The 15,248-nt window shown below is 69.9% G+C and carries 13 protein-coding genes and 1 pseudogene; 1 reads left to right on the top strand and 13 read right to left on the bottom strand.

Translation table 11 applies throughout. The features are described 5' to 3' along the window. Position 1: 1 nt before the first annotated feature. From AC0IY0_RS06490 to AC0IY0_RS06445, 10 genes are all read right to left on the bottom strand, one after another. Complete coding sequence (locus AC0IY0_RS06490) at positions 2 to 1,018, bottom strand: lipid A biosynthesis lauroyl acyltransferase (RefSeq protein ID WP_147907074.1); 1,017 nt, start codon at positions 1,016 to 1,018, stop codon at positions 2 to 4. 182 nt (positions 1,019 to 1,200) lie between these two features. Then, on the bottom strand, positions 1,201 to 2,223 hold the full coding sequence (locus AC0IY0_RS06485) for a zinc-binding dehydrogenase (protein ID WP_419829336.1): 1,023 nt from the start codon (positions 2,221 to 2,223) through the stop codon (positions 1,201 to 1,203). 8 nt (positions 2,224 to 2,231) lie between these two features. Next, positions 2,232 to 2,522, bottom strand: a complete 291-nt coding sequence (locus AC0IY0_RS06480) for an SH3 domain-containing protein (RefSeq protein WP_471763348.1) — start codon at positions 2,520 to 2,522, stop codon at positions 2,232 to 2,234. A gap of 111 nt (positions 2,523 to 2,633) precedes the next feature. After that, on the bottom strand, positions 2,634 to 3,401 hold the full coding sequence (locus AC0IY0_RS06475) for an SDR family NAD(P)-dependent oxidoreductase (RefSeq protein ID WP_147938851.1): 768 nt from the start codon (positions 3,399 to 3,401) through the stop codon (positions 2,634 to 2,636). Beyond that, positions 3,398 to 4,681 carry a beta-ketoacyl-ACP synthase gene (locus AC0IY0_RS06470; RefSeq protein ID WP_471763347.1) on the bottom strand — a complete coding sequence of 428 codons (1,284 nt, stop codon included), beginning with the start codon at positions 4,679 to 4,681 and terminating at the stop codon, positions 3,398 to 3,400. Before AC0IY0_RS06470 ends, AC0IY0_RS06475 begins: the two co-directional genes overlap by 4 nt. 53 nt (positions 4,682 to 4,734) lie before the next feature. Next, positions 4,735 to 5,970: an allantoate amidohydrolase gene (locus AC0IY0_RS06465; protein WP_471763346.1), complete on the bottom strand. Its 1,236-nt coding sequence runs from the start codon at positions 5,968 to 5,970 to the stop codon at positions 4,735 to 4,737. Then, positions 5,967 to 7,247: a Zn-dependent hydrolase gene (locus AC0IY0_RS06460; RefSeq protein WP_419829333.1), complete on the bottom strand. Its 1,281-nt coding sequence runs from the start codon at positions 7,245 to 7,247 to the stop codon at positions 5,967 to 5,969. Before AC0IY0_RS06460 ends, AC0IY0_RS06465 begins: the two co-directional genes overlap by 4 nt. Before the next feature lie 100 nt (positions 7,248 to 7,347). Continuing rightward, positions 7,348 to 7,809 (bottom strand): tellurite resistance TerB family protein, encoded by a 462-nt coding sequence (locus AC0IY0_RS06455; protein ID WP_147907067.1) that lies wholly within the window; start codon positions 7,807 to 7,809, stop codon positions 7,348 to 7,350. A gap of 244 nt (positions 7,810 to 8,053) precedes the next feature. Next, positions 8,054 to 9,220 (bottom strand): carboxylate-amine ligase, encoded by a 1,167-nt coding sequence (locus tag AC0IY0_RS06450; RefSeq protein ID WP_147907066.1) that lies wholly within the window; start codon positions 9,218 to 9,220, stop codon positions 8,054 to 8,056. Positions 9,221 to 9,357: 137 nt separating this feature from the next. After that, positions 9,358 to 10,872, bottom strand: coding sequence for a CYTH and CHAD domain-containing protein (locus tag AC0IY0_RS06445; protein ID WP_471763345.1), 1,515 nt, complete (start codon positions 10,870 to 10,872; stop codon positions 9,358 to 9,360). Positions 10,873 to 11,263: 391 nt separating this feature from the next. Between AC0IY0_RS06445 and selB the strand changes: the two genes are divergently transcribed. Then, positions 11,264 to 13,216 (top strand): selenocysteine-specific translation elongation factor, encoded by a 1,953-nt coding sequence (gene selB, locus AC0IY0_RS06440; protein WP_471763344.1) that lies wholly within the window; start codon positions 11,264 to 11,266, stop codon positions 13,214 to 13,216. A 77-nt stretch (positions 13,217 to 13,293) separates the two neighbouring features. Here the strand turns inward: selB and AC0IY0_RS06435 are convergent, their stop codons facing one another. The 3 genes and pseudogenes from AC0IY0_RS06435 to AC0IY0_RS06425 form a co-directional block, all read right to left on the bottom strand. After that, complete coding sequence (locus AC0IY0_RS06435; RefSeq protein ID WP_471763343.1) at positions 13,294 to 13,593, bottom strand: hypothetical protein; 300 nt, start codon at positions 13,591 to 13,593, stop codon at positions 13,294 to 13,296. A gap of 152 nt (positions 13,594 to 13,745) precedes the next feature. Continuing rightward, positions 13,746 to 14,023, bottom strand: a pseudogene (locus tag AC0IY0_RS06430) (MSMEG_0570 family nitrogen starvation response protein). Next, positions 14,016 to 15,242 (bottom strand): MSMEG_0565 family glycosyltransferase, encoded by a 1,227-nt coding sequence (locus AC0IY0_RS06425; protein WP_471763342.1) that lies wholly within the window; start codon positions 15,240 to 15,242, stop codon positions 14,016 to 14,018. Before AC0IY0_RS06425 ends, AC0IY0_RS06430 begins: the two are co-directional and overlap by 8 nt. Positions 15,243 to 15,248: the final 6 nt, after the last annotated feature.

Raw genomic sequence — 15,248 nt, 5'->3', positions numbered from 1 at the left:
ATCAGAGCGGTTGGGACGCCGTGTGGGAAATCACGTTGGCTTGAGAGGCCTCTACCATCGGTTGAGCGGCCTGTGGGAGATTTCTCGCCTTAGGCAACATGTCCGGCCGCCACCGGCGGTGCATCCAGAGCCATTGGCCGGGATGCTCGCGCACCCAGCCATCCACGACCGCCGTCATCGCCTGCATGGCGCCGGTCACATCGATCACCCCGTCAGCGTTGCGCGGCAGATCGAGCGGCGGCGTCAGTTCGAGCCGGAATCGGCCCTTCGGCAAGCGGATCACCCGGACGCCGTGAACCGGGCAGTCGTAGTGCCGGACGAGCTTGGCGAGCAGCGGGTTGGCCAGACAGGGCCGCCCGAGAAAATCGACCACGACGCCGCGGGTGAAGTGCTGATCGATCAGCTGCCCGAGATGGCCGCCGTTCTCGACCACGTCCCGCATGGCGAAGACGGCGCCGGGGGTCGACGCCGCCAGGCCCCCCATCGAGCGCCGGCGGACCTCCTGCACGAGGCGCGCGGCGGCCGGGTTGTTGGGCGGCCGGAAGACGGCGGTCGCGTCGAGGCCGAACCGGGCCGCGCAGATCGCCGGGAGTTCCCAGTTTCCGAGGTGGGCGGAGAAGATCAGCCCGGGCCGACCGTCGTCGCGCAGGGCCGCGAAGTGCTCGATCCCCGCAACCTCCGTGCGCATCGTACCGGTGGCGTCGGGATCGTAGTCGAACAGCGAATCGAGGTGGGCGTATTCGGCGCCGGTCCGCCCGAGATTGTCCCAGGCCTCCAGGGCGATGCGCTTCCGCTCTGCCTCCGGCATGTCGGGAAACGCCCCGCGCAGGTTCGCCATGGCGGTGCGATGGGCCGGCAGCCATGGTCCGACCGTGCGCAGGAGCGCTGCGCCGAGCGCGGTCGAGCGATCCGGACCGAGGGCGCGGGCCAGCCAGACCAGGGCGCGGATCAACGGGATCATGGCGAAACCGGCAAGCCGGGGGAACGATCGTCTGAGGATGAGAGCGAGGCGCAGCACGTTGGTTTCCCGGGCACGATGCGGGCAGGCCCGGCAGTTCGCGTGTAAGGCGACGCTTAAACCATGTCCGCCGCGGTGCGATAGCGCGTCGCCGCGCAAGATGGCCGCCGCCCTTCGGAACGATGGCAGGCCAGCATTGGGCAAGGCGTCCGGGAGGAGATCCCAGGACGCAGCGCCGACCGCTACAGGCTGACGAGAATCTTTCCGAACACCTTGCGGGATTCGAGCCGCTCCAGCCCCTGCGCGAAGTCGCCGAGCGGGTAGACCGTATCGACCACCGGGCGGATCCCCTGCGCCATCTTGTCGAGGGCCTGCGCGATGTTCGCCAGAGAGCAGCCGAATGAGCCGGTGATGCGATACTGCTGCTGGAACAGCTGCATCAGGTTCATGGTCGCCGAGACGCCGGAGGTCGAGCCGCAGGTCACCAGCCGGCCGCCGCGCTTCAGGCAAAGCAGCGAGCCGTTCCAGGTATCGGCGCCGACATGCTCGAACACCACATCGACGCCCTTGCGCTTGGTCAGCCGGCGGACCTCGCCCTCAAATCGCTCGGTGCGGTAGTTGATGACGTGGTCGGCTCCGAGCTCCGTCGCCTTCCGACCCTTCTCGTCGTCGCCGACCGTGGTGTAGACGGTGCAGCCGATCGCCTTGGCCATGCGGATCGCCGCGGTTCCGATGCCGGAGCCGCCGGCATGGACCAGGACGCTCTCTCCCGGCTCCAGGCGGGCGTTGTCGAACAGCATGTGCTGGACGGTGCCGAAGGCGATGCCCGCACAGGCTGCGTCCGTGTCGCTGACGCCATCCGGCACCTTCACGACCAGGCGGGCCGGCACGGTCACCAGCTCGCGCGCAAAACCATCGACGTGGAAACCCATCACGCCGGAAACATCCTCGCAGAGGTTGTCGCGGCCCTCCCGGCAGGCCCGGCACTGCCCGCAGGTCATCGCCCCGTAGGGCACGACCCGATCGCCTGGCGCGACAGCGGTGACGCCTGCGCCGACCGCTTGCACGACGCCGGCCGCCTCGGCGCCGACGATGAGCGGCATCTTGCGCTTGGCGAACGCCATGCCGCGAAAGCCCCAGACGTCGATGAAGTTGAGGCCGACCGCACGGATGCGGATCTGCACGTCGCCGGGCCCCGGCGCGGCGGGGGCCTCGACCTCGTTCAAGCGCAGGTCGCGGTCGCCGAATAGCTGTAGGGCTCGCATGTCGTCTTTCATCGTTCCGGCGCCAGGTAACGCCGCCGCGCCCACCCCACGGTTCGCCCGGCCTTGACCCGGCACCACGTCGCCCGGCTCGGCGTATCGGCGGTGCAGCCGAAGACCAGGGCACGGGTGCGGATCTCGCCGACCTGTTCGGCCCCGGCGTCCGGCTCGGCGCGGATCGAGAGCGGCTCGCCGGGGGAGAGCCCCGAGATCCGGTACGATTCCGGTTCGGCACGGGCACGGCCCGGGACGAGCGGAGCGGCGAGGCAGAGTCCGGCGAGGAGGGCGAGGCGGGCGCGCATTGGCAGGTCGCTAAAGCATCGCGCGTGCGAGGGGAATTGAGGGCGTCGGACTTATCACGGCGGTGGCGAAAGCCGCGAGCCTACAACGGAGACACGCAAGCGGAACTGCAATCAGGCGCGGTGGACGCCCATCATCGCGGTGAGACCGCCGTCCACCGGCAAGACTGCTCCGGTGATGTAGGCCGCCCCGTCGCCCATGAGGAACGCGGCCAGGGCGGCGACGTCCTCGGGCCGGGCGAACCGGCCGGCTGGAATCTGGCGCTCCATCCCGGCGCGGTGCGCGGCGTACCGCGCCATCATGGCGGTGTCGACGAAGCCCGGCGCAATGACGTTGACCGTCACCCCGCGCTTGGCGGTCTCGATCGCGAGCGTGCGGCAATAGGCGATCAGCGCGCCCTTGCTGGCCGCGTATGCGGCGTTTCCGGCATTGCCCCGCAGGGCGGCCACAGAACCGATGGCGATGACGCGGCCCGCCCGGGCGCGGATCATCTCGCGCATCAGCGCCTTGGCGATCCGCGTCAGGGAAAAGAAGTTGACCTGCATGGCCGCCTCGGCCCGCTCCTGGTCGAACATCGCCGCCAGGGCGTCGCTGGCCTGACCGGCATTGTGGACGAGGCCGTAATAGGCCGTCGCCTCCGCGGCCTCGCAGAAGCCCTCGAGGGCGGCCTTGTCGGCAAGGTCCAAGGCGTGACCGGTGAAAGTGCGGTCCGGATGAGCCTCGTGCAGCTCGGCGAGCAACGCCTCGGCAGCCTCGGCTGAGGAGCGGTAAGTGAAGTCGACGGCGTGCCCGGCGCGTGCCAGCGCCCGTACGATCGCCAGGCCGACCCCCGAGGCGCCGCCGGTGACGAGGACGCGCCGTGCTTCGGGCGTGCCGCTCACGCCGGCTCCGCCCCGAAGACCAGACAAGTGTTCTGGCCGCCAAATCCGAACGAATTCGACAGCACCGTCCGCACCGTCATGTCCCGGGCGGTCTCCACCACATCGAGGCCGATCACTGGATCCGCCATCCGGTGGTTGATGGTCGGCGGGATGCGGCCATGCTGGATCGTCAGCAGCGAGACCGCCGCCTCGATGGCACCGGCTGCGGTCAGCGTGTGGCCGATCATCGACTTGTTGGAGGTCACCGGCAGGGACGGGGCGCGGGCGCCGAAGACCGCGGCGAGCCCGAAAGCCTCCATCTTGTCGTTCTCGGGCGTCGAGGTGCCGTGCGCATTGACCGTGTCGATTGCCTCCGGGGCGAGCCCGGCATCGTCGAGACTGGCCCGGATCGCCGCGATGACCGGCGCTCCGTCAGGGCTGGAGCGGGTGCGATGAAAACCGTCGCCCTTCTCGCCGCAGCCGAGCACGTAGCCGAGGATCCTGGCGCCCCTGGCGAATGCGGCCTCCGCATCCTCAAGGACCAGGGCGGCCGCGCCCTCTCCCATCACGAAGCCGTCCCGATCCTTCGAGAACGGCTTCGAGGCCTCCGCGGGGACATCGTTGCGCGTGGAGAGCGCCGAGAGCAGCGAGAACCGGATCAGCGATTCCGGGTTCACGGAGCCGTCGGTGCCGATGCAGAGCGCCGCTGCGGTCTCGCCCCGGCGGATCGCCTCGACACCGAGCTGGATCGCGGTGGCGCCGGAGGAGCAGGCGGTGGAAAGCGAGATCGGCGAGCCCTTGGTGCCGAACCGGTCGGCGATGCGATCGGCCACGGTGCCGAAGATGAACAGGTCGTGCCAATCATCGAAGCGCCGGGTCGCAGCGGCCCGGAGCAACCCGGCGTAATCGACCGCGCCGTCGCCGCCGGCGGCCTCGGCGAGCGCCTGGCGCTGCGGCCATTCCATCTCGACGGGGGGGACCGCGATGAACAGGGCCCCCGGGAAATCACCCTTCGTGCCGATGCCGGCCTGCGCGACCGCCTCCTCGGCCGCCTCCGCGGCAAAGCGCTCGGACAGGAGCGGGGCAATCAGCGGATCGGTATCCAGGAAATCGACGGTGCCGGCGATGCGGGTGCGGAGACCCTCGGTCGAGAACCGGGCGATGGCATGGATGCCGGACCGGCCCGCACAGAGGGCCGCCCAGGTATCGGCTTGGCCCTGACCGAGGGAGGAGACGACGCCGATGCCCGTCACCGCGATCAGCGGCCGGCCCCTGGCGTCGCGATGGGATCGCGCGCTCATGGCGCGTCTGTACGGGATTTTCCGGCGGCGTACACCCGGTCCGTGTATGCCGTTCAGGCTGCGCGCCGCGAAGTCGAAAACGCTCTGAGCGCCCCGAACAGCACCCGCGCCCCGGTCTCGATATCGGCAATGCTCGCGAATTCGGCGGGGTTGTGGCTGATGCCGCCTAGGCAACGCACGAACACCATGGCGATCGGTGCGATCGCCGCCACCGCCATGCCGTCATGCCCGGCGCCGCTCGGCAGAGCGACGACGGGCAGGCCCTCGGCCGCGATGGCGTCGCGGATCAGCGCGGTCAGCCCGGGATCGCACGGCACCGCCCCGGCCTCGTGCAGGAGGCTGACGCCGAGATCGAGGTTGCGGCGCGCCGCAATGCCGTTGAAATCCGCCTGGATGTCGGCGAGCGCGGCGAGGCGCTGAGCGTCGTCGGGCGCGCGAAGATCGAGCGTGAATCGCACCCGCCCGGGTATCGTGTTCCCGACGCCCGGTTCGACCACCATCCGGCCGACGGTGCCGACCAGATGCTGCTCGTCGCGGCATCGTGCCTCCACGGCGATCACGCAGTCCGCGGCGCCCGCCAAGGCGTCGCGCCGCTCGCCCATGGCGACAGTGCCGGCATGGCCGGCCTCGCCGACCAAGGTGAATTCCAGGCGGCTGGCGCCCGAGATTGCGGTCACGACGCCCACCGGCAGGCCGGCCTTCTCGAGCATCGGCCCCTGCTCGATATGCAGTTCGAGGTAGCCGAGAATCGCGACCGGCGGACGCGCCGCGGACGCGATCGCCGCGGGGTCGAGCCCGGACGTCCGCAATGCCGCGGCGAGGGAGATCCCATCCGCATCCTTGGCATCGAGGACGGCCGGGTCGAGGCGGCCCGCGAAGGCGCGGCTGCCGATGAGGGTGGCGGCGAAGCGGACACCCTCCTCGTCGGCGAAAGCCACCACTTCCAAGGCGTGCGGCAGGCGGATGCCGTCGCGCGCTAGAGCCTCGACGCAGGCGATCCCGGCGATCACGCCGAGCGGCCCGTCGTAGCGGCCGGCATTGCGGACCGTATCGAGATGGGACCCGATGACGAGAGCCGGACCACCCGGGTCAGGACCTTCGAGGCGGCCGATCAGGTTGCCGACGGCATCGTGCCGCACGGTCAGGCCGGCCTCGCGCATCCATCCCGCCACCAGCGCCTCGGCCCGCGCCTGCTCGGGTGTCAGGTAGAGGCGGGTGATGGCGCCGGGCTCGGCGGTGATCGCAGCCAGCGCGTCGAGGCGGTCCTGGATGCGCGGGGCGAAGATCATCGCGCGGTCTGGTCCGTCCGGGGCGCGTTGGCGAGGCGGAGCACCGTCTGCAACAGGACGTCGGCACCGGCCGCGCAATCGCCCGGCGTGGCGGATTCAGACTCGTTATGGCTCACGCCATCCTTGCACGGCACGAAGATCATCGCGGTCGGCACCTTGGCGGCGAGGTTGCAGGCGTCGTGCCCGGCCCCCGAGATAATCCGGCGCCGCGGATGCCCGAGGCTCTCGGCGGCGGCATCCACGGCGGCCACGATCGCCGGATCGAACGGCACCGGTTCCTTGCGCCAGATCCGGGTCAGGGCGACCTCCAGCCGGCGTCGCTCGGCGATCTCGGTCGCGGCCTCGCGCAGGCTCGCCTCCATGGCGTCGAGGGTTGTGGATCGGGGGTCGCGCACATCGACCGTGAAGGCGACCCGCCCCGGCACGACGTTGCGCGAAGGGGCCAGGATTACGGCCTCCCCGATCGTGGCCACCGCGGTCGGCGCATGCGCCAGGGCGATCCGCTCGGCCGCAAGCGCGAACTCGGAGAGGGCCAACAGCGCGTCCCGGCGGCGCGGCATCGGCGTGGTGCCGGCGTGGCTCTCGAAGCCGGTGATTCGCCCGTCGAACCACATGATGCCCTGGCCGCCCTCTACCACCCCGATGGTCTTGCCTTCGGCCTCCAGGATCGGGCCCTGCTCGATATGCAGTTCCACGAAGGCACCGATCTCGCGTGCACCGACGGCTTCGCCGCCGTGATAGCCGATCGCCGCCAGGGCTTCGGCGACGGTGACGCCGGCCGCGTCGCGCTTGGCCAGGATCTCGTCCGTCGTGAAGTCACCCGCATAGGCCGCCGACGCCATCATGGCCGGGGCGAAGCGCGAGCCCTCCTCGTTGGTCCAGTTGACCACCATCAAGGGTGCCTCGGTCTCGATCCCGGCATCGTTCAGGCTGCGCATCACCTCCAGTCCGGCCAGGACTCCGAGCACGCCGTCGAACTTGCCGCCGGTCGGCTGCGTATCGAGATGCGATCCGAACGCGATCGGCGCGCGGCTCATGTCCCGCCCCGGCCGCACGGCGTACTGGGTCCCGAGCGCATCCACCGAGACCGTGAGGCCGGCCGTCTCGCAGGCTTCCCGGAACCAGTCGCGCACGCAACCATCCTCGGGCGACAGAGTCAGGCGGTTGATGCCGCCAGCCGGCGTACTGCCGAACGTCGCCGTCTCCAGGATCGTGGCCCACAGGCGCGATCCGTTCGCGCGCAGGTTATCGGTCTTGCTCGGGGTGGTTTCGGCCATGGCGGGTCCTCTCACGGCGCTGGGCCGTGCGAATCGTTTCTCGGTCACCGTTATCAGGCGATGGGCCGGCCCGGAGCAACGGTGATGCCAGCCGGCGGGATCAGACCGGAGGCCGGCGTACCGGATTGGCGCGCAACAATGCCTCGCCGTCGACCTGCAGCGCGATGGCGATCTCGCCCAGGGCGTTCGCTTCGATGCCGCTGATCCCGTCCTGGTCGGCGACGTCGGCGGCGATCAGGAAGACGTTCTCCCGCTGGCTCATCGGCCGATCCGCGACGGCGGCAACATGGCGGAGATTCTCGGCCCGGCCGAGACGGGTGCGGGCCCGAGCGATCCCTTCGTACAGCTCCGTCTCCAGCATCAGCGCGTCGTAGCCCTTCACCAGGACCGGATCGGCGCGCAGACCGTGCAGGGCCGTGTCGAACTCCTCGCTCGCCACCTCGCCGTCGGCGACGATGACGTTGGCGGCGGCCGAGACAGCCGCGAGCATCAGCGCCTTGTCGCCCGCATAGGCTGTCACGGTACGGCCGACATGGCCGAAAATGTCGCTCAGAAGGCTCATGCCGAATATTCGAGGATGTCCGCCGGAGCGGGAGGGATAGCAGACCGCGGTCGCGAAGGAAGGGGCTGTGAGGCGCTTGGTCAACGCGACGCGGTTCGGATCTGCGACCGGCTCTTCGCAATAGGCTAGCACCAGAAATTCGCCAGCAACATCCGTCTGTGAATCATGCATTCAACCGCGTCCCCAGCGCGGTCGGACAGATCCCGGGCCTGCCATCCCCCCCTCGGGCGCGCCCGGTTCCTGTTCAACGCCGTCGGGACGGTGCGCGCGTGGCCCCAACCGCGCTCGCCGGTCCGGCGGCGGTTTCCTGGGCGAGAAGATCCACCACCGCCGACAGGGCCTCGCGTTCCCGGGCCCCGCGTTTGCGGGCTGCGGAGAAGATCGCGAGCTGTCGATCGGCGCTCGATCCTTCCGCCACGATGGTCCGGGCGTGCGCGCAGGCCTCCGCGCAGCCGAGCGCTTCGGCATCCTCTGCCGTCTCCTCGAGCAATGTCTCGACCGTCTCGGTCATCGGCACCGCCTGCTCCCGCGCCTCGTCGATCAGCTTGGCCTTCACCCCGTCGCGTTCGGCCCGCCACAGGTTCTCACGGATGAAGCCCCGGGATGCGGCCGTCATCCCGGCATGGCGTGTTTGGTCCCGGACCACCCGACGCACCAGGCAGCGGAACAGGCTGGCGATGCAGAGTCCGTCGTCGAGGCGAGGGCAGCTGTCTGCGACGCGCAGCTCGAGAGTCGGATATTTGAGGGACGGGCGGATCTGCCACCACAGGAAGGTCGCATCCGCGATGGCGCCGCTGCGGGTCATCACGTCGACGTAGCGGGCGTAGTCGGCCGGGCCGGCAAAGAGTTCCGGCAGGCCGGTGCGGGGCAACTCGGCGTAGGCGCGAGTCCGATAGCCGGCCATCCCGGTCCGTTCGCCCTGCCAGAACGGCGAGGAGCTCGAGAGCGCGAGCAGCACCGGCAGGAACGGCAGCAGCCGCCCCATGAGGTCGATGCGGGTGTCGGGATCCGGTACCTCGACATGGACGTGCAGTCCGCAGACGAGGTTGCGTTGCCCGACCATTCGCAGGTCGGCCATGATGCCGTGGTAGCGGGCCTTGTCGGTGGCAGATTGGTCCCGCCACCGGGCCGTCGGATGCGTCCCGGCCGCGAAAGGCAGGATTTCGCGCTCAGAACCGATTTCAGAGAGCCTCCGGCGCTGCTCCGCCAGATGGCCCCGCGCCGCTTCGGTGTCGTCGGTCGGGGGTGAGGCGATCTCGATCTGACACTGGAGTTGCTCACGCTCGACTGTGTCCAGCCGCGCCTTGACGGCTGCGTGGAACGCCTTCAGCCGGGCTCGCGGCGAGCCGCGCGTGCGGGCGTCGGCGAGGAAGAACTCTTCCTCCATCCCGAACCGATAGGCATGGGCCATCCGCGCTCCTCGCCCGGGACGTCGGCCCAGGCCGGCATTCCGATCGACGAAGCGTCGCGAGATCCGTGCCGGACCCGATCGCAATCGGGCACGGATCCGCCGTCTCGGCCGGGAAACGCAGGGTCAGGCAGCGTCTGTCAACGCCAGAACGGCTTCACGTCCAGCAGCTCGGCGCGCGCCTCCGCGGCCTCGATCAGAAGCTCCCGGGTGCTCGCGTCGTCCGGACCGGGCATCGGCGCCCCGCCCAGGCTCTCCATCATCGTGCGCGCCGTCTCCAGGTCGTTCAGCGCGCCGAGGTGATCCTGCAGGTCCGAGAGCGCGGTGCCGAACTTGTCCTGGCGACGCCGCGCCTTCTTTTGCGTGTAGAGCCCCGCGAAGAATTCGGCGCCGTAGCGCAGTTTCTTCGCGGCGATCCGTGCCCGGTGGCGGGTGTGCGGATCGAGCTTCTTCAAGCCCCGGCCGCGCTTCTTCAGACGCTCGCGGGCCCGATCCAGGACGCGCGCCGCGAAGGTGCTGCCGTCCTCGGCGGCGGCATCCTGGACCGCCCAAGACCCAGCCTCGACCCAGCCGGCGAAGTCGATGATCAGGCCGCGCCATTGCGGGCTCTCCAGGATCGCCAGGACTGCGTCGTAGGCTTTGGCGCGCTCGGCCTCGGCCAGCTCGCGCACGGCGGTGAGGTCGGTGTCGTCCGGGCGCTCCTTGGCGAGGTTCGGCAGGGTATGACCGAGGAACACGTCGAGGTTGCGGGCATGCCCGAACGGTTCGGTGACGCGCTTGATCTCGTCGCCGAAGGTGGCCGCGCGTGGGTCGGTCTCCAGCATGGGGGCGAACAGCGACAGGGCCGAGCGCAGGCGCCGCAGCGAGACGCGCATCTGGTGCAGGGCCTCCGGCGCATGGCCCGCAAGGAACGCGGTCTCGTTAAGGCGCAGGTGGCGCAGGCAGGCGCGGGCCACCCGGCGGAAGACGTCGCCGACGCTCGCCCCCTCGGGCAGCACCACCGGCTCGGCCTTGACCGAGGACGGGCTGGTCGCGTCGACCAGGGCGAAGCCGCGGCTGCTCTTGGCGGTGGCGCTCAGGCGCAGCGGAACGGTCTCGGCCAGATGCTGTGCCAGGGCGAACAGGTCGGCGGGCTCGCCGTCGGCGAGCTCGAGTTCGACCTCGCAAATCGGGGTATCGCCGGCCGGGCTTTCGACCCGACCTTCATCCAGAGTGACCAGGATGCGCGAGGTGCCCTGCAGAACCGGGATGACCCGACGCGTGACCACCGTCGAGAACAGCTTCACCAGGGGCGCGTCCGCCTTGCGCAGGACCTTGTCCGCTGCAGTCTCGGCCCAGGCCGCGGGATCGGGCGTCTCGCCCGCGATCTCGGTCTCCCACTCGGACCGGTCGAACAATCCGACACCGCCCTTCCCGGCCTTCACGGTCTGGATGTGGCGGTCGCCTTGGTTGCGGACCCGCAGGGTCAATCCGGCGGCGCGCAGATCCTGTTCCGCGGTATCGTAATAGCTGCTGACGAGGAGTTCGGGCTCGGAGCCTTCGGATCCCTGAAGCCGGGGATGGGCCGCCAGCGCGGTCAGGTCGGGACCCGCGCAATCGAGCTTCAGCTCAATCTCGCGGGGGGCGGCCACGGCGTGGCTATCGGTCTCGCTCATGCTCTCCTCTTCGAAACGTCCGGTTCTTAACTCGGCGGGGCGCCCACCGGTTTGCATCCGGGCGTCGTGAAAGCCGATCTAGGGCCGATCCGGACTTTCTGGCAATCGGGGCCACCCCTAAGTCCTTGATCGGACGTGCACGATCGTGCCGATCCGGCGCCCGGCACGCATATGAGGTTGCACCGGGTATCCACGGTATCGGCCGAAGCGGTCCGTGGCATGCGTATTGAGTCGCTTCACTTTTACGCTTTCCCAATCCGGAATGCCGTGGCAAACCCGATTGTCCACAACTCATCTGCCTCCAGCGTGACGACCTCGACCGGTGGGCGGCGAACGCGCAACGTTGGTTCAGCGAGACGAAATCCCTCGCTGTGAGTGCGGTGCGCGCTGCGTGGACGGCATCAACGCGGAGACAATCGGGTCGGTGACTTCCTTGAAGACACTTCTGGTCGGCGTGATCGGGCATGTGGACCACGGCAAGACGGCCCTGGTCCGGGCGCTCACGGGAGTCGAAACGGACAGGCTCAAGGAAGAGCGGGACCGCGGGGTCTCCATCGTACCGGGCTTCGCGTTGCTGACGAGCGCGCAGGGCGAGATCGACCTCGTCGACCTGCCGGGTCACGAGCGCTTCGTCCGCGCCATGGTCTCCGGTGCCACCGGCATGCGTGCCGTCCTGCTCGCGGTGGATGCCAACGAAGGGATCAAGCCGCAGACGGTCGAGCACCTGGAGATCGCCCGGCTGATCGGTGTCCGCCGCGGCGTGCTGGCGCTGACGAAAGCTGATCTGGCCTCGCCCGAGGCGATCGCCACGCGGTCAGCGGAGATTGCCGCCGCCGCCTCCCGGGCCGGGATCGTCGCAGGGCCGGTGATCGCCACCTCCACGCACGCCGGCACCGGAGTCGAGGATCTGGCCCGCGCCTTGGCCGATTTGCTCGCCGATGCGGAAACCGGTGTCGACGACGGGTTCCCGTATCTGCCAGTGGATCGGGTCTTCACCCGTCCGGGCTTCGGCACGGTGGTGACCGGGACCCTCCGGCGCGGGCCGCTCGCAATCGGCGACACCCTGGAGATTGTGCCCGGCGGCCGCAGCGCGGTGGTGCGAAGCCTTCAGATCCACGGACGCCCGGTCGAGCGCGCCGAGCCCGGACGACGGACCGCCGTAGCCCTGCGCGGCGTCGGTCTCGACGAGATCGCGCGCGGTCAGGCCCTGACGGTGCCCGGATTGCTGGCGCCGTCGCACTGGCTCGACGTGGCGCTGACCGCTGCGGCCAGTGCGGATGCGGTGCTGCCCGGCGGCAGCGCATGCCGGCTCCTGTTCGGGACCACCGAGGTCGAGGCCCGCCTGCGCTTGCTGGACCGCGACACGCTGGAACCGGGCGCGACCGCACCGGCGCAGTTGCACCTCGCCGAGCCGATCACCGTGCCGGCTCGCGAGCCGTTCGTGCTCCGCCTCGATTCCCCGCCCGCGACCGTGGCCGGCGGCCGCGTACTCGATCCGGTGAGCCGTCGGCGGCGGCGGCACGATGCCAGGGTGTTGGCCGACTTCAGCGCGCTGGCGACCGGGAAGCCGGCGGTCGCCGTGACGGTCCGGCTGTCGCAGGCCGGTGCAGCGGGGGCGACCCTGCCGGAACTCGCCCGCGCAGCCGGCATCGGAACCGAGCGGGTCCGCCAGATCCTTACGGCCTCCGGCGCCCGGGCGATCGGCGACGGCTTCATCGGGGCTCCCGCCTTCGCGGCGCTGCGCGCCGCAGCGTTGGCGGCGCTCAGCGAGTATCACCGGGACAACCCGATGGAGCACGGCATCCCGCTGGAGCGCCTCGCCCGGCTGCTGTCGATTCCTGAAGTCCTGACAAGCTTGGTCCTGCGCGATCTCGCCGGCACGGGGGGCACGGTTCAGGCCGGCGCACTCTGGCGCAGGTCCGATTTCGATCCGGCCCGCAACGAGAGCGAGACCGCGCGCAAGCTCGAGCAGCTGTTCCGCCGGGCCGGACTCAATCCGCCCGATGAAACCGAGGCGGTCGGCCGTGATGTCAGGCGCCGGGAGGCGCTGACCTATCTCGTCGGCGCCGGCACGGTGATCCGCGCCATCGACCGGGTGCAGCGCCGGGCCGTGCTGTTCCACCGCGATGCGGTCTCGGTCGCCCGCACGCGGCTGGCGGAGGCATTCCCGAACGCGACGACGCCGGAAACCGGATTTCTGGCGCGGGAAGCCGGGGCGGCACTCGGGATCTCGCGAAAGTACTCGATCCCGCTTCTCGAGCACCTGGATGCCGCGGGCTTCAGCCGCAGGGCGGGGGACCGGCGCGTGATCGTGACCCTGGAGGAAGCGGCGGGCGGTCGCTGAGGTCCGCAGTCCATAACCGCGCGAGCCAGCGCATCACCGTCATCTCGAAAGCGGCAATCGGCTCTCGGGAGGATGTTCTAGAAACCCTCGCCGGGCCAATCGTCGGCACCGGGTTCGTAGCAGGTGTAGCCGATCGGGCAGGTCGGGTTGTCGCGGGTCGGCCGGAAGGCGCGCCGCGCGATCTCGGTCGGCTCGCAGAACGACCGGTCCCGGACGAACCGATCGTAGGTCTGGCCGCCGGTCCCGAGGACCAGGGCGCCGCGGGCCTGGACCAGCCGGACGGTCTGCTGGCAGGTCATTTCCGTGCTCGACGGGCGCGTCTGGGCCGCTGCGGGGATGGTCATCACGAAGAGAGCCGTGGCGATCCGGACGATCATCGGTTGCGCCTGGTGTGATTAGATCGGGTTATCTGGGAACGCCGCCTGAACCGCGATCCGCGCTGTGTCGGTTCGACACGGGTTGGCGCAGCTTTACGCAGCGAGCCTCGATCAGGTCGCCCCGCCTGCGCCATGAGCCGATCTCGAATTCATCATTCCTCGAACGCCTCGACATGCACCGTGCCCGGCACCTGACGACGCGCGGCCTCCTCGATCCGGGCCAGTTGCGGCTCTACCCGCCCGCAGGAAATCCGTACCGCTCACGGACCTTGTCGCTGGCGCTGCCGAGGGCGAGCCGGATCGGTGCCAGGAACTCGTCCAGGACGTAGTCCTGACCGACCGCCGAATGGACCTTGATGACCAACGACGGCGAATAGCAGGCCTCGCGGCTGCCGTCCGGCCATCGGATATGGAAACGCATCTCAGGCATCGCCCGCGATCCGGGTGGTGTTCCAGGCGGCGGATCCCGTGGCGATCGCCGAAAGCGGGGCCGGACCGGGGGCGAACGACGCGTAGGTCGGCAGGTGACGTGCGGCGCAGGCGTCCCAGGTGTGGGCCCGGGCGACCTCGAGACCGTTGGCGCGCAGGCGAGCGTGCCGGGACGGGTCGAGGCTCGCCTGCATGGCGGCGGCGATCGCTTCGGGATCGTCGGGCTGGACTGCGAGGGCCGCTGCGACGTTCGGCTGTTCAGCGAAGGGCGACGGTGCCGAGACGATGACGGCGGTACCGCTGGCCATCGCCTCCAGAACGCATAGGCCGTAGCCTCCCCGTGGGGATGGAAACACCAGCGTATCTGCGATGCGGTAGAGGCCAGGCATATCCGCCTGAGCGATCGGCCCTGTCCGGATGACCGGCTTGCCGGGACCGACCTCCAGGCCTTCGCGCTCCAGGGCGGCGTAGCACCGGGCTTCGTAGCCGGCATGGTCGAGGAGCGAAACGCCCCCCGCGATCACGAGCTGTGCGGCCGGGATATCACTGCGTAGGCGCGCGAAGGCCGCGATGATCGCCAGCGTGTTCTTTCGCGCCTCGAACCCGCCGACGCTGAGGAAGACCGGCCCGGGCCCGATGCCGATGCGCTCACGCAGCGCCGGATCGCCGGGCGACGGCTCAGGGGTGTAGACGGTACCATCCACGCCGCTGCCGACCACGTCGGCCCGCGCGCCATATTCGGCCGCAAGGGCCTTGGCCCAGGACGAGCTCAGGCAGAGCAGACGCCCGGCATCGACGATCGCCCGCTCCTGCCACTGGCTCATCTGCGGATCTGTCAGCGTATCGATGTGGTGGACCGTGCGGACGAAGCCGGGGATCAGGCGGCGCCGCGTCAGGGTCGCCAGCGCGTTGCCGCTGATGCCGCAATTCGCATGGAAGATGTCGAAGTCGCAGGCCGCCGGCGTCGAGAAATGAGACAGGTAATCAGCGATCCGTGACTGGACCAGCGCGACCGTCGGTTCGGCGATTGGTTTGGCTGTGACCGAGACCACGGGACAGCGTGCATCCCGAAAGAAGCCGCGACCGGTCGGGTCGGGGGCGTGGACCACCGCCTCATGCCCGAGGTCGCACAGAGCCTCGCCGAGCGCCAGGGCGTGGACCACGCCCCCGCGGGGGTTGGTCGAGTGCGTGAGAATCGCGATGCGCAAGCGATCGACCATGGGATG

Source organism: Methylobacterium sp. AC315 (assembly GCF_979253755.1).
Note: the sequence above shows the minus strand (reverse complement) of the source record. Positions and strands in the feature narration are given on the sequence as shown.

Coding starts and splice junctions, on each gene's coding strand:
- AC0IY0_RS06455 (WP_147907067.1), bottom strand. CDS start 7,809: ATGAGCCTTCTGAGCGACATTTTCGGCCATGTCGGCCGTACCGTGACA.
- AC0IY0_RS06485 (WP_419829336.1), bottom strand. CDS start 2,223: ATGCGAGCCCTACAGCTATTCGGCGACCGCGACCTGCGCTTGAACGAG.
- AC0IY0_RS06465 (WP_471763346.1), bottom strand. CDS start 5,970: ATGATCTTCGCCCCGCGCATCCAGGACCGCCTCGACGCGCTGGCTGCG.
- AC0IY0_RS06445 (WP_471763345.1), bottom strand. CDS start 10,872: ATGAGCGAGACCGATAGCCACGCCGTGGCCGCCCCCCGCGAGATTGAG.
- AC0IY0_RS06480 (WP_471763348.1), bottom strand. CDS start 2,522: ATGCGCGCCCGCCTCGCCCTCCTCGCCGGACTCTGCCTCGCCGCTCCG.
- AC0IY0_RS06460 (WP_419829333.1), bottom strand. CDS start 7,247: ATGGCCGAAACCACCCCGAGCAAGACCGATAACCTGCGCGCGAACGGA.
- AC0IY0_RS06435 (WP_471763343.1), bottom strand. CDS start 13,593: ATGATCGTCCGGATCGCCACGGCTCTCTTCGTGATGACCATCCCCGCA.
- AC0IY0_RS06450 (WP_147907066.1), bottom strand. CDS start 9,220: ATGGCCCATGCCTATCGGTTCGGGATGGAGGAAGAGTTCTTCCTCGCC.
- AC0IY0_RS06425 (WP_471763342.1), bottom strand. CDS start 15,242: ATGGTCGATCGCTTGCGCATCGCGATTCTCACGCACTCGACCAACCCC.
- AC0IY0_RS06470 (WP_471763347.1), bottom strand. CDS start 4,681: ATGAGCGCGCGATCCCATCGCGACGCCAGGGGCCGGCCGCTGATCGCG.